This window comes from Pseudomonas sp. EL_65y_Pfl2_R95 (assembly GCF_963971045.1).
Lineage (GTDB): Bacteria > Pseudomonadota > Gammaproteobacteria > Pseudomonadales > Pseudomonadaceae > Aquipseudomonas.
Genome location: NZ_CAXAOV010000003.1, coordinates 581,233 through 594,823, shown reverse-complemented (window position 1 = coordinate 594,823; position 13,591 = coordinate 581,233). Strand labels below are relative to the sequence as shown.

The following is a 13,591-nucleotide window of genomic DNA, read 5'->3' as shown; positions in this document are numbered from 1 at the left end:
TCTACTTGGTCGACGACCGACAATTTAAAGGTCAGCGTGTAGTCACGCTGACTGCGCCTTTTTCCCGTGCCCATTACGACCTCCTGAAAATAGATCAGAAGGTGTAAACCTTATTCAGGACGGGACAAGCTCCGTAAATAAATCTGTCCCCTTTTCCGTCGGTCCCCTTTTCCGTCAAAGCCTGAGTTGAGCAGGCAATAAAACTGATCATGAAATCCAGCTCTTCTTCTCTGTTGTTAGACCGCTTCCTTGATAGCGGTGTCCTGCGTTTCAGCAGCCCGAGATGCGTCAAGGTCGAGGTTGCCCTGCTCTTGGGTCGACAATACCTTGACGAGGAGCGCGTCCGTTTTGATGTTGTCGTACCGGTCTTCCAAGGTTCTCCGTAACCGCATCAGCCGCAAGTTGGCTGTACTCACCAACGCTCCATAAGTCGTAGCTCGGACTTGCCCGTACTTACGGGACTCATCCCCTACCGTCTTGGAAGTACCAACCCCGGCAGCGATCGACTGCCCCACGACCCAGGCCGTAATGAACGGTGAGCCGTTGAAGTAGCCTGAGCCCGCGATGTCTTGGACGTATCCGTCGGCCTGATTGACCTCCTGCCGATTGAGTTTGAAGCCGCCTTTCTTGAGCTCAATCAGAAGGATGTTCTGCATCTGGACGATAGACGCATCTTGAGGATCGAAATGCTCGATACCCACCAGTTGTACTGTGGATCGATCTGGCAGCACCACGATGTCTGGTCGCTTACGCTCGTTGGCAAAGGAGGCGTCGTCATCCCCCCAGAGCTGTTTCGCAACGCTTTTCAACGTCATGTTTGAGCAGTACTCCATCGACTCGAACTCAGGACCAAACAACCAGCGGGATCGTAGGATCAGAGGGTGTAGGGTATGGAGTTCATCTGTCTCAGGATCTTCCGCCAGTCTGGTGATGGCCTCAATGACGCAGAGCCGGCCATCAATCTCGTCAAGCACGCGCAATGCGTCCTTCACTGACCAGTCTGTCAAGAGTGAATCCAAGCCCTCAATATCGGTCGCGGGCAGGTTGGCCAGCTTTTGTAGTAAAGATGCCCCGCTCTTGGATTTCTCCAAGTTGATGACTGCTTTCACCGCCGTTGCGAGAAATTCTGGAGACACCATAGGATGTGCCTGGGCAACCGCTTTCGTGAACTCTGATACTTCGAGTTGAGCACCATGACCCAAGGATTTGAGCTCTGAACGGTTCTGTACCAGGGCATCTTCGGAGGTTGCCTCCACGACTTCTGCCGCCAGCTCATCCGCCACCCGACTGATGCAGTCCGCAGCGGCCTTGAATAACTCCTCGACGGCAGGCGTTGACTGAAATCCTGTCCAGTCTTGGGTCACGTGACCTTCAAAGCCCTGGGTGTCCACAATAACTTTGTAGCGTTTGGCGAACCTCGTACGCCCATCGAAGTTCGCGACCTGGCCGATTACCCACGATGGGTTGCCTACGAGTCGGTGTTCAACCCAGAATGCCACGCCTTGGTGGATGGACGAATGGTTCTGTTGTGTGGAGTCGATGACGATGACTTTTGCCGTGCGGCCATCGCTCAGTTTCAAGGCGTGAGTGCGGGCATGTTGCTCAAGTTTCGCCAGAGTCAGAGGCGTACCATTTACTCGGATCTGGAATCCCGGATCATGAATGAACCGTGCGGCGAGTACCGTGATGATTTCTTTGACATCCGGCATCTTGCGAGTGACTGAAACAGACAGCCGTGTGCCAGCCCCTTCACGCTCGGAAAAATCCTCTGAACGCACCACAAACGGACTGGGCCCAGACTCTGTACCCACCACGAAGGTGCTGAGCTTGGCGTCGCGCCATGTTTCGACCTGGTACTGATCACCGAAACATAGTAGCCCATGTCGACCTACCCCGTTACGCCCATAGGCTTTCCTGAGTTTGGAGCTCCTCTCCTTGGGAAATTCAACTTTTGCACTTTGGTGCTTGAGACGATTATATCGAAGCGTCATCCAACGTTTGCTGAATTGCTGGGCAGACATTCCGTGTCCATCATCGACCACGGTCAGGGTACCGCCAAGCTCGGTAGGTAGAAACAGATCGACCTTGCTAGCGCCTGCGTCCCAGGCGTTGGCCACAAGCTCAGTCAATGCCACCTGCGGCACGTGCGCAACCGGGCCCAGTTCACGGAGAAGATAGTCTTCCTCAAACAACGAAAGGTGACGGTTTTGGTCAGACATTGATTCCCTCCATGAAGTGGTGTTTCCCGGACATTTGCCTGGGTGCTACGCATGTCAGCTATCGTACCTCAATAGCCGGTTTAGCTGAATCTAGCCAAAGTCGACCTAGGTCCAGCCTTAGTCGCTTTCGGACTCGTTGCATGCCATTGCAGGCAACGTCTGTCTTCGTTGTCCATCACCCAGAGTCCTGAACCACTGACCAGCTAGATTTGGGCCTTCACCAAGGGAAGCAAGGCGAGCGTGTGCAGATCCTGCGTCGCGAGCGCATTTACCAGATGATCCGAGGGCTGGACTTTCAGATACTCTCCACCGAAATGACGGCCTCATACAAAGTCGCGATCGAACATTACAACAAAAGCCGGGCGTTCTTGGATGGGTAATATTAGGGGACAGACCACGGTTTTCGGCCTGCCAAGCTTCCCTAGAGCGAATCGTATACCAAAGCCCGCATTACTACTGTCGCGACTAGAAAGCCGTGGCCTTTCCCCAAAAGTCGCTTCCCGGATATACGATCGGTCGGGCCATCAAATTCAGAATGCCTCCTTTCGCTGGAAATTGTTTCACGCCACACTCATGTGCGTGATTAACCACAACGGTGCCCGTTATGATCTCCCATGTTTTTTTAGGTATCAGTGATTTTGATCGTGCCTTTGCTTTTTACTCAAAGGTATTGGCCGAGTTGGGGCTCACGTTGAAGTTTTGCGAAGCCAGCAAACCTTGGGCAGGCTGGGTCTGCGAAACCTCACCTCGCCCGCTCTTAGTGATAGCAAGACCATTTGACGGCCACCCAAACCAACCTGGCAATGGACAAATGGTCGCCCTCCTCGCGCCCAGTCGAGAGGCAGTCAGAAGTAGTCACGCTATAGCCTTGGCACAAGGCGGGCTGTGTGAGGGAGAGCCCGGATTACGCCCCCACTACCATCCCGATTATTACGGGGCATACTTTCGAGATCCTGATGGCAACAAATTATGTGTTTGCTTTCATGGCGTATGTGCCGAATAAGTAAAACACCGTGCCTGCCGTCAGTGTGAACTGGCGCCTATTGGCCAGGAGCGGCAGAGCTCGGTAAATAAATCTGTCCCCCTTTTCCCTTGATTAGTTTGATCCTTCTATCTGGATACTTTTCTATGGTTAAAGTGAAATATTCGTGTGGGCACAGGACGTGAAATCCAAAGCCGAGAAGTCACTTAGATTTTATCCGGCTCGACTCGACTAAAAATCCTGGCTTTATTAACTGTATCGATGACCGCCGAATGACATTCTTGTCATTTGTAATGGCACTGCGCCGAATGACAAAACCTAACCAATCCAGTGTTTTCATCTCGTTAAACTCCACCTCAGAAGCGCAAACACCGCAGGCTAAACTGCGTTAAAGAGCGACGCCGAGCGCAGCAGAACGGTAGACCCGTTTCTTTCAATTCTGCTGTGCAGTCGCGCCATCTTTCTTCAGGCGTGGTACGGGAAGCCTGTCACATTTACCTCTGCAAGATCGAAGTGGATCAGCTGAACGCCCTGTCAAACGCCTACACCAGGTCTTCGATCCTGAGCAACCGTTCTGCGAGCATCCCCGAAGTTGATGAGCAAATTTGAGGCTAATTTTGCTTTTCACTGCTGACCTAAATGCCCTTGGAATTGTCAAATCAACATTGTTGACCTGAGTGCCTTGTTCCGTATAAATTGACGTCTGTTTCTAGATCTTATGCAGTCAATTGTCAGTAGGTCGGCACGAACGATTGCACTTTATCAAAGCCAATGTGCAGTTCCCCAATCACCCATCCAGCAAGCTGCTGCCGCACCGGAGATCCGCGACATGACTGAATCACCAACTTCGGGCCTACTAGCCTTACAAGCCCTAATTCGTGGCGAACTCCCCGCTCCTTCAATAGGCCAAACCATGGGCATGAGCGCTGTGCGCGTTGAACCGGGAAGGATCGAACTGGAGGCTCGCCCCGACGAGCGCCACCTCAACCCGGCGGGCGCCGTGCACGGCGGATTTGCAGCAACCTGCCTCGATGCCGCCGCCGCGCTGGCATTGTTATCAACACTTGAGGCCAACACCGTTCACTCAACTATCGACCTTAACGTCAAGTACGTACGGCCACTTCGCAAGGGTGGCACTTACCAGGTACATGGCTGGGTTGTGGAGCGCAGCAAAAGCTTGGCGTTCTGCGATGCGCAAGTGTTGGATGACGCTGGCAAACTTTGCGCCCGAGCGACCACAACGTTCGCAGTTAAAGGGTAGCCCAGTGAAAGAACTTATTGTCCGTGGCCCAGGCCAATTGGCGTGGGTAGATGTTTCGTCACCCACTTTATCGAGTACCCATGGCGCGTTGGTACGCCCCATTGCATCTGCCTCATGCGATCTAGATCGCCGATTGATAGCGGGACTCACGCCGTTCAAGGCTCCTTTCGCACTAGGCCATGAATGCGTGGCCGAAGTCCTTGAGGTTGGCGATGATGTCTCTAGCGTGCGCCGCGGTGACTTGGTTTCGGTGCCGTGGAAAATCTCCTGCGGCCAATGCCGTCAATGTATAGCCGGGCGAGAAACCGCATGCACCTCAGTGCCACGACACGCCGCCTACGGCGTCCCGGCGGGTGGCCATTGGGGTGGACTTTTTTCCGAGCTGGTTCATGTCCCGTATGCCGATGCAATGTTGGTGGCGTTGCCGCCGGGCCTTAACCCGTTAGCCGTGGCTAGCGCCAGTGACAACCTTACCGATGCTTGGGTCGCTACCAGTCGCCCTATTGCCGCACGTGAGGAAGCACGGGTCTTGGTAGTCGGTGGCACCGAAAGTCTGGGCGTGTTGGCGGTGCAGATGGCCGTTGCCGCCGGAGCGGCTAGCGTCGATTACTTGGACGACAACGATTACCGCTGCGACCTGGCCCTACGCAGTGGCGCCAATGTCGAGTTCGGGGAAAACCTCGATGAAAGTTATGACGTCGTAGTTGCAGCCACCCGTGACCCGCTAGAGCTGCATCGGGGTTTACTGGCGCTTGCGCCAGGGGGACACTGCTCGTGCATTGGCATCATATTTGAGGATCCTAAGATCCCGCTGTTTGGTATGTATCTGCGAGACGTGACATTGTCAGTCGGTGTCTGCAACGTACGGCCACACATTCCTAAGGTGCTCGAACTTGTCGGCAATGGGCACTGTGAGCCTTTATTGGTGAGCCCGACTGTGGTGAGTTGTGAGGAAGCAACAGAGGCTTTAATTCAGCCGCTGGCTAAGTGCATCGTTGTACGCGAGCGCATAACCTGAAAGGTCAATTGAGGTTCTCAGATAGCGCCTCCATTACCACTGTCCAAGCTTTCTGGCCCTGAGGGTCGGTGTTGGCGAGGGCTTGGCGTAGCGCACAACGCTCAAGCTCTGAGGCTTGATGCTCAAGCGCCTGGCCTAGCTCGGTGAGGGCTAGCAACTTAAAGCGGTGCCGTTCCGGCACGCGGGTGTAACAAACCAACGAGCGCTCGAACAGGTGTGTCAGAGGCCTATGCACAGCCTGCTTACTGACGCCCAGTGTGGCCGATAACTCCCCCACGTTGATGTTATCCGATCGGGCGATGACATACAGAATACGATGGTGCACTCGAGACAGCCCTTGGGTTGCCAGAAACTCATCGGCCTTTACCGTCAAGCCGCGAAAACCAAAGTGCAGCAACTCAAGACCCTGATCAAGCAAGTCCAGCGATTTCATGCTCACAGATGCAGTGTTTATCTTCCGTTCAATAACCATGTCAATTCCGCACGTGTGAGTTACGACAAAGCGTAAGCCTTTGTGCATGTGACACACAAGATTAACAAGCAACCTCGACGAGTGATAATCATGCAATTAATCTACGCACAGGCATCTCCATTTGCCCGAAAATCCGTGTACTGGCCTGGAAACATTAACCGGGTATGCCTGAAAGCGTATTCAGGATCTGATGAGCACTGAAAGAAATAATTTATTCTCAAGCTTTCTCGGGGTCAGGCGGCTGCGCCCCTAATCGTTTCCACATCGCCAAGGTCAGACGCTGGCGGTTGGCGTAACCTTGCCACGGGTCTTGGTGCAGATGATTTAGGCGCTGCTGTAGGGTGCGGACGGTCCATTGCTGAGCGCTGCGCAGGTCATCCAGCTCATCGCGGGCAATCGGCACGGAAACGGGTAAGCCCGGCCGCGCGCGTAGCGAGTAAGGCGTGACGGTGCTGGCGCCGCGACCGTTACGCAGATAATCGATAAAGATTTTGCCAACTCTATTTTTAGGCCCGGAGGTGGCAGTAAAACGTTCGGGCAATTGACGACTCATAAACTGAGCGATGGCTTTGGCAAAGCCTTTGACGGCGTCCCAGTGTGCGCGACGGGCTAGCGGAACGACGATGTGGATGCCTTTGCCGCCGCTGGTTTTAATGAAAGCTTGCAGGCCCAGTTCGTCGAGCAGCGACAAGGTTAGATGAGTCGCCTCGAGCATACTGCGCCACGGCAAGGCCGGGTCAGGATCGAGATCCAGTACGAAATGGTCGGGAGTTTCGATACGGTTGCTGTTCGCGCCCCAGGTATGAAACTCAATGCAGCCCATTTGAACGGCGCCGACCAGCGCAGACACAGTGTCGATTTCCATCAAGCGCGCGTGGCCAGGGTCGAGTTTTTGATCAAGTTGTTTAATGTTGGGGATGGCCAGATGTTCGGCATGCTTCTGGAAAAATTGCTCTCCCGCAATACCCTCAGGCGCACGCAGCAGCGCGACCGGTCGGTTGTCGAGATACGGCAGCAGCCAGTCGGCAACCTGCTGGTAAAATTGAGCGACTTGCAACTTGCTGGTGTCACTTTGCGGGTCAATCACCCGCTGGGGATTGCTGATCTGAACGCCTGCGACCACTGGTTTGGCGGCCGCCTTGCTGGAACCCTCAACGCCCGGCTTTGGCTCTGCCTTGGACTCATCGATGGGTACCGGACGTTCGCGAACAATCTGATCCGCAGGTTTGTCCGTGCGCAGCGCAATGAAGCTGGCGTGGCGAACAATGTCGTCGCGTGTCCACTCGGCAAATTCCACTTCTGCGACCCGTTGCGGTTCGACCCAACTCACGCCCCGCGCCTGAGTCGAAGTCAGTTTTTTACTCAGCGGCGACGCGCTGCGCTTTAGTGTTTGCAACTGCTGATGCAGGGCCTTAAGTGTTGCATCATCGAAGCCGGTGCCGACGCGACCGGCGTAGTGCAGTCCATCCGGTTCATTAACCGCCAGCAGCAATGCGCCAAATCCACTGCGACTGCCCTGTGGTTTGGTATAACCAACAATTACAAACTCTTGGCGCAGGCGGCATTTTAGTTTGATCCAATCTGCACTGCGTCGAGAAACATACGTGCTGCCCGCGCGCTTGCCGATCACACCCTCCAGCGACATGGCGCAGGCGCTTTCAACAATGTCCGCATGGTGGGCGGTGAACGCGGCGGAGAACCTCAGAGGGCTGCGACGGGAATTACCCAGCACCCGCTTGAGCTTAGCTCTGCGTTCTTCGAGGGGTATTTGGCGCAGGTCTTCGCCATTGAGAAACGGGGCATCGAACAGGTAATAAATAAGGTCATGGCTGCGACCGATTTCAAAGGCGTTCTGCAGTTGCTGGAAGTCTGGCAGGCCGTCTTCGTTCAACGCCACTATTTCGCCGTCTAACCAACTGTCGGTCAGGGTCAGCTTGGAAAGCGCTTTAGCCTGCTGCGGCAAACGCTCGGTCCAGTCGTGGCCATTGCGCGTGAAGAGGCGCACTTCGCCGTCATGGATGCGGGCCAGCATGCGGTAACCATCAAATTTTACTTCATATAGCCACTCGCCTTCGGGGGGGCGATCAGCCAAGGTGGCCAGTTGTGGCGCGAGGCTTTCAGGAAATTCAGGATGGGTCTTGCGCCCCACCGCGGACTTGTCAGTCGGTTTGCGTTTGGCTGTTTTGTCCAAGCCGCCGACCAAGGCGCCACTGATCACGCTTTGGGGCTGCGCTTCGACAATATTGTATTCGTCGCTCGGGCGCGCCCTGTCGTCGCGCTCTTTGATCAATAGCCACTGCTGTTTGTCACCACTGCCGCGCAGCCGCGTCCGGACTAAAGCCCAATCCCCCGAGAGCTTCTCGCCAATCAGGCTGAACTTGAGCTTGCCAGCCGCATAGGCAGCGGCCGGATCGTCATGGGGTTGCCAGACACCGTGGTCCCAGACAATGACATCACCGGCGCCATAGTTTCCGTGGGGGATACTGCCTTCGAAGCCGGCATAGTCCAACGGATGGTCTTCCACATGCACGGCCAGGCGTTTGTCGCGGGGGTCGAGACTTGGGCCCTTGGGCACCGCCCAGCTCTTAAGGGTGCCGTTAAGCTCCAAACGAAAGTCGTAATGCAGGTGCCGGGCATCGTGTTTCTGCACCACAAATCGCAGCGCCCCGGCCTTGCCAGACTGGGTCCGGGACGGCTCCCGCGGCTCGCTGGTTCGTTCGAAATCACGCTTGCGGTTGTATTCGCTCTGCACTTTGGCCATGGGGCGTTTCCTGGCTTATTTACCTGCGGTCTTGGTTTTTTTGCGTGGGGTGCTTGGTTTCGGTTTAGCCTTGGTTTTGCTGTCTGGCTTGCCACCCAAGCTGCGTTTGAGCAGTTCTGTGAGGTCGATAATATCGGCGCTGCGGCGTTCCTCCTCGCCCTCGACGCGCTCTACCTCTTCAATCTTGCCAGCCTTGGCCTTGCGCTCAACCAGCTCCATGATGCGATCCTGAAAGCTGTCTTGGTATTCCTCTGGCTGCCAGTCGGCGCTCATCTCCTTAATCAGACGCTTGGCCATGTCCAGTTCGCTCTTCGCCAGCTTGGGCTTGGTCACGGCGTCGCCCAATTCCAAAGACGCCAAGCTGCGCACCTCGCTCGGCCAGCGCAGCATCACTAGGACCATGGCTGACTCGATCGGCATCAATGCCGCCAAGTGCTGACGGGTATGCAGAACCACATGGGCAAGCGCCACCTTGCCGGTGCTGCTAAGGGCCTCGCGAAGAAGTGCATAGACCTTTTCACCGCGCCGGTCAGGCGCCAGATAGTAAGGGGTATCGATGTGCTGAAGTGGAATCTGCTCGCTGTCGACAAAGGCGAAGATGTCGATGGTCTGGGTCGATTCAGGATGGGCGGCGCGGATTTCTTCTTCACTAAGTACAACGTAACGGCCCTTCTCATAGGCCACGCCTTTGACAATGTTTTCCTTGGTTACTTCTTTGCCGGTCACTTTGTTGATCCGTTTGTAGCCGACCGGATCCATGCTGCGTTTGTCCAGCCAGTCGAAATCCACTCCCTGAGTTGAGGTGGCAGACGCCAACGCCACAGGAATGTGAACAAGACCGAAGCTGATGGCACCTTTCCAGATAGCGCGGGGCATGATGGTCGACTCCAAAGGAACTCTATTGGATGACTACGGCGGTCAGTGGAAAGTTTCACCTATCGCCGGTGAAGTACAGGTTAGCCCTCCTCCCCTAGTCCACTACGGTTGCCGTCGAGGCTAAGTGTGGCGGCGAGTTTCGACAGATAGTCACCAAAGCCGGCGTGCGCTCGAGGTTTGCTTCTGGCGCTGGTCACTACCCTATTCTGCCCGGTCCATACGATAGACGCGCCAATGCGCTCCAAGGCTTCGATGAGTCTTACGTCTTCATGAACCGATACCGGGGAAAAGCCGCCAGAGCGTTGGTAGGCCGCAACACAGATGCCCAGATTGGCACCATGGATGTGCCGATGACCGTCTGCATTGCAGTAGTGCTGTAGATAGGCTGATTGGACCGCTTGGTCATAATCCTCCCAGTCTTGTATTTCTACGGTGCCACACACAACTTCGGCACCATGACCCAGTTGCTGAAACAGCCAATCAGGGGCCACATAACTATCGGCGTCGGTACAAGCCAACCAACGTGCACCTAGTGCGATCGCCTCAGCTGCGCCTAAGCGGCGGGCAAAGCCAACATTACGTACTTCGATGCTGAGCGTGGCCACGCCGAGAGAATGCGCAATCTGTTGCGACTGATCGGTGCATGCATCGAGAACCACCAGTATGTGGACGGGTTCTCCCAGCAAGCCGGGATGTTGGGCGGCCACCAGCAAAGATCTCAAGCAGCGTCCGAGTAGCGCTTCTTCGTTGTGGGCAGGCACCACAACCGTAATCACAACGCGTCCTCGCGTAGGTTTAAGGCGCTGGAATGGTGGCACCAAAGCTCAAGCAAGAAGTCATTCTCACGGTGGCAGACGACCTTGGACAGGGTTAAGTGCTGTTGCAGCAGGCTATGTACCAGACGGCCATTTAGCGGGCCGTCCTCAATTGGATGCAGCCAATGACAGGCTAGCAGTGCGCCGTCAGGCGTCAGGCTTTCGAGGCTTTGCTCAATAACAGACAGCAGCGCAGCTTCATCGAGGTAATAGCCAATCTCGCTGAGCACGATCAAGTCGAACGAGCCCTCTGGCCAGTCCCCGGGAAGTGCCCCGGCATAGACATGAGCATGAGCCGCGTCAGTCAGGCGTTCTTTAGCCAGCTCAGCGGCGGTAGGGCTGACGTCACAGCAGATTAATTCAGAGCAGCGTTGGGCTAAGTCAGCGCTCAGTTCACCGTTGGCGCAACCGGCTTCAAAAATACGGCGATAGTGCTCGCGTGGCAGCGTGGCCAGCGTCAACTGGCGCTTACGCTTTTCGTACCAGCGATTGCGAAAGCCCCATGGATCAGAGGTTGCTTTAAACATGGCGTCGAAATAATCGGCTGGCGAGCTCATATAAAGAAGATCTCGTGAGGCTGGGTGAAATGCGCCAAGGTCGAATCTGCAAGAATGGGTTTGGCTCCCGTAGAGGCGTCAGGTAGCAGCTGTGAGCGATGCGCCTGGATGGCCGTCCGCTTGCGCACCAATGCGTCAGTGTCGAGGTCTAGCTTTCGCGCCCTTGCCCATGGCAGGCGAGAATCCCCAGGTGCAGCCCAATGCCAAGCCCAGACTGGCACTTCGTATAGCTGGCAGTCTTTTGCCTTCGCAGCCAGAGCGCAGGCTCTGCCAACCGCCTCGTGGTCACAATGACCGTCTTCGCGCCACGTGGTGATGACATGGGTGGAGGCTTCAAAACATCGGGCTAAAACTGCCACTAAAGCTGCCTCGTCCCGAGCCACATCGCTGTCATTCAAGTGCAAGCGAGTCCACTGCACTTCGGATAGCGACAGACCCAGACGGTGTAATGCAAGCCTGCTTTCAAGGGGGCGTTCATGGCGCAAGCGGTCGACTGGCCAGTCCGCAGAGTGCGAATGGCTGCCCTCCCCGTCGGTGACCGCGACAATACGCACAGTCACATCATGATGGGCAATTTGGGCGAGCAAGCCACCACAGCCGAGTATTTCATCGTCAGGATGAGGGGCCACTATCACCACCCGCGAGCCGGGCGGTAGCAATTCGGCGACCGTGATGGCAGGTATATTGGCGAGTTCAGATGAACATTGCCAAGCGCTGAACGGTGTCCCCTGCCCCTGTATAAGATTAGGTTTTTGGTTCATAGGTCCCAACTCTCTTGCGGGCGGTCCAGTGAGAGTTGACCAAGACGTTCCAAGTCCCGCTCGGCATGGCTCTGGCGCAGGAACACCGGCAGATCCGCCATAAGACGAGCGAAATGTGGATCACGGCAATAAGGCGTGGCACCCAGCGCTCGGCCAGCATGGTGCATCACCGCCTCCATTGCTGTTTCAACTGTGGCGCGTAACCGCCGGGCATGAAACTCGGCATCCTCCTGAGGATGAGCATCCACCCAGCGCGCACATACCTGCATCTCAATTTTGGCAGCCCCCAAGGCTGACTCAATGGCGCCTAAATGAGCCAGGCTATGGGGATCGCGTTTGGCCTGTCTGTGCACGATGCGGGCGAGTTCCAGTCCTGCGCCAATCCAACAGGCGGCAATTCCGGCGGCGCCATGCCAAAACCCCGGCCGCTTTATATACAGCGAGGTTTCATCGATACACGTTGCCTGCGCGCCTTCAACGATCACCTCAACGCTGTCGGCGGCTGCCATTCCGACTGCTTGCCAGCCCTCTGTAGTCACCGTGACACCGGGTTGCTTGATTTCCAGTATCACCAGTGCGGGCTGGTCGCGTTCATTTTTGACCGTCATCACGGCATGGTCGACATGGGCAGCACCTGAACACCACGCCTTGCGGCCGGTTAATGTCACCTGATTCTGACGGCGAGATGTAATGACGACTTGCGCGTAGGGTGGTTCGGCCGCCCACACAGCCCACAGCCCCTCAACCTGCTTAGGCTCAACACCCAGTTCATGAAGGATCGAAAGTGCATCGGCGTGAGCCTCATAAAGCTTGACCAACGCCAAGTCGGCCGCCGCGACCTGAGCCAACATCTGCCAGCGCAGTAAGGTCGCGCCGTGACCAGGGTGAGGCAAGTCGGCCAACCCTGCGGTTAGCAGCAGTTGCATCTGCCGAGGCACGTCTAAGCCACGATGATCAATGCCTCGCTGACTGAAGTCGCGCAGGAGATCGTTCAGTCTGGTCAATTGTGCGCAGGCCATCGTTAGCGATCCTTACCGGCAGTGGGCTTCCTATTTTAAGACCGGTACGTCCTCTGGGTGGTTCAAGGAAAAAGTTGCTGGCCTCGTTGACCACCGCAGCTATCCGCTAAGAGTCGATAACAACAATGAGCAGGTTTCATTGCAGGTGTGTCTGTGACCCCGTTGCCGCTTAGAGGAATGATTTCGCGGTCCGAGATTGTGGTTGGCGCTTGGTTAAACGGCCATTCCTAGAGGTTGATAAACAAAGAGAATGCTCCAAGTAAAATCCAAAATATGCTGAAAATCCAAGGCGTGCGCATCGAGAATTTAAGCGCCTTGCGGTAACCGCCTTCAGTCGATTCATGCTCGGTAAACAAAGGCGATTCGTCATACGCCTGCCCCATAGATGGCTCGCTATTAAGGAGTTGGGTTTGTTTGAAGTACCAGTGATCGATGATCTGATAAGCCGCTTTGATACCCGGCCAAGCGTGTAAGGCACTCACCAATCCTAAGACGGAAAGAAGAATGGGTACGACAAAGGTAAAGAGTGCACCCCACTCAGGATTTACGTTGTTCATACTGGATGCATAGGCGATCACCAGGAATGACTGGGCGCCCAGGTAGGCGTTAGTCCTGTTGGAGAGGATGGCCGTCTCGAAATGGATTTCCTTGCGATAAAAATCCAGCCGCTCCTTGGCGGCGCCGAACATGAAACAGTCCTCAGTGCCAAGCGTGCTGGTTTCAGATTTGTCGACGATTATTTTGCTCACACTGGGCCTATTCATGCTGGGAAGAAAATGGGGTTCAACGAGCTGCCAACTCGCTTGGGCAAAGCTGAAGACCCAGAGTAAATACGAAAGTCAGACAGCCC

Annotated in this window: 12 protein-coding genes; 3 read left to right on the top strand and 9 right to left on the bottom strand. The window is 55.5% G+C overall.

Annotated features, from left to right (window positions below; translation table 11 throughout):
* Positions 1 to 236: 236 nt before the first annotated feature.
* A complete protein-coding gene (locus tag AACY09_RS13460) occupies positions 237 to 2,219 on the bottom strand; it encodes an ATP-binding protein (RefSeq protein ID WP_339488693.1) in 1,983 nt (660 codons plus the stop codon).
* Between the two features lie 604 nt (positions 2,220 to 2,823).
* Between AACY09_RS13460 and AACY09_RS13455 the strand changes: the two genes are divergently transcribed.
* The 3 genes from AACY09_RS13455 (at position 2,824) to AACY09_RS13445 (ending at position 5,480) form a co-directional block, all read left to right on the top strand.
* The gene (locus AACY09_RS13455; protein ID WP_339488691.1) at positions 2,824 to 3,222 is read left to right on the top strand and encodes a VOC family protein; all 399 of its coding nucleotides are present in this window, start codon (positions 2,824 to 2,826) and stop codon (positions 3,220 to 3,222) included.
* A gap of 808 nt (positions 3,223 to 4,030) precedes the next feature.
* Positions 4,031 to 4,462 carry a PaaI family thioesterase gene (locus AACY09_RS13450; protein WP_339488689.1) on the top strand — a complete coding sequence of 144 codons (432 nt, stop codon included), beginning with the start codon at positions 4,031 to 4,033 and terminating at the stop codon, positions 4,460 to 4,462.
* A 4-nt stretch (positions 4,463 to 4,466) separates the two neighbouring features.
* Positions 4,467 to 5,480, top strand: coding sequence for a zinc-dependent alcohol dehydrogenase (locus tag AACY09_RS13445; RefSeq protein ID WP_339488687.1), 1,014 nt, complete (start codon positions 4,467 to 4,469; stop codon positions 5,478 to 5,480).
* Positions 5,481 to 5,484: 4 nt separating this feature from the next.
* On the opposite strand, the gene AACY09_RS13440 is transcribed toward AACY09_RS13445, so the two are convergent.
* From AACY09_RS13440 to AACY09_RS13405, 8 genes are all read right to left on the bottom strand, one after another.
* Positions 5,485 to 5,913 carry a MarR family winged helix-turn-helix transcriptional regulator gene (locus AACY09_RS13440; protein ID WP_339488686.1) on the bottom strand — a complete coding sequence of 143 codons (429 nt, stop codon included), beginning with the start codon at positions 5,911 to 5,913 and terminating at the stop codon, positions 5,485 to 5,487.
* 256 nt (positions 5,914 to 6,169) lie between these two features.
* Positions 6,170 to 8,713 (bottom strand): DNA ligase D, encoded by a 2,544-nt coding sequence (ligD, locus tag AACY09_RS13435; RefSeq protein ID WP_339488684.1) that lies wholly within the window; start codon positions 8,711 to 8,713, stop codon positions 6,170 to 6,172.
* Between the two features lie 15 nt (positions 8,714 to 8,728).
* A complete protein-coding gene (gene ku / locus AACY09_RS13430) occupies positions 8,729 to 9,589 on the bottom strand; it encodes a non-homologous end joining protein Ku (protein ID WP_339488682.1) in 861 nt (286 codons plus the stop codon).
* An 80-nt stretch (positions 9,590 to 9,669) separates the two neighbouring features.
* Positions 9,670 to 10,365 (bottom strand): glycosyltransferase, encoded by a 696-nt coding sequence (locus AACY09_RS13425; RefSeq protein ID WP_339488680.1) that lies wholly within the window; start codon positions 10,363 to 10,365, stop codon positions 9,670 to 9,672.
* A complete protein-coding gene (locus AACY09_RS13420; RefSeq protein WP_339488678.1) occupies positions 10,362 to 10,961 on the bottom strand; it encodes a class I SAM-dependent DNA methyltransferase in 600 nt (199 codons plus the stop codon). The genes AACY09_RS13425 and AACY09_RS13420 overlap by 4 nt, the downstream gene beginning before the upstream one ends.
* Complete coding sequence (locus AACY09_RS13415; RefSeq protein ID WP_339488676.1) at positions 10,958 to 11,722, bottom strand: PIG-L deacetylase family protein; 765 nt, start codon at positions 11,720 to 11,722, stop codon at positions 10,958 to 10,960. The genes AACY09_RS13420 and AACY09_RS13415 overlap by 4 nt, the downstream gene beginning before the upstream one ends.
* Positions 11,719 to 12,741, bottom strand: coding sequence for an acyl-CoA dehydrogenase (locus AACY09_RS13410; RefSeq protein ID WP_339488674.1), 1,023 nt, complete (start codon positions 12,739 to 12,741; stop codon positions 11,719 to 11,721). The genes AACY09_RS13415 and AACY09_RS13410 overlap by 4 nt, the downstream gene beginning before the upstream one ends.
* Positions 12,742 to 12,968: 227 nt before the next feature.
* Positions 12,969 to 13,430 carry a RipA family octameric membrane protein gene (locus AACY09_RS13405; protein WP_339488671.1) on the bottom strand — a complete coding sequence of 154 codons (462 nt, stop codon included), beginning with the start codon at positions 13,428 to 13,430 and terminating at the stop codon, positions 12,969 to 12,971.
* Positions 13,431 to 13,591 lie beyond the last annotated feature (161 nt).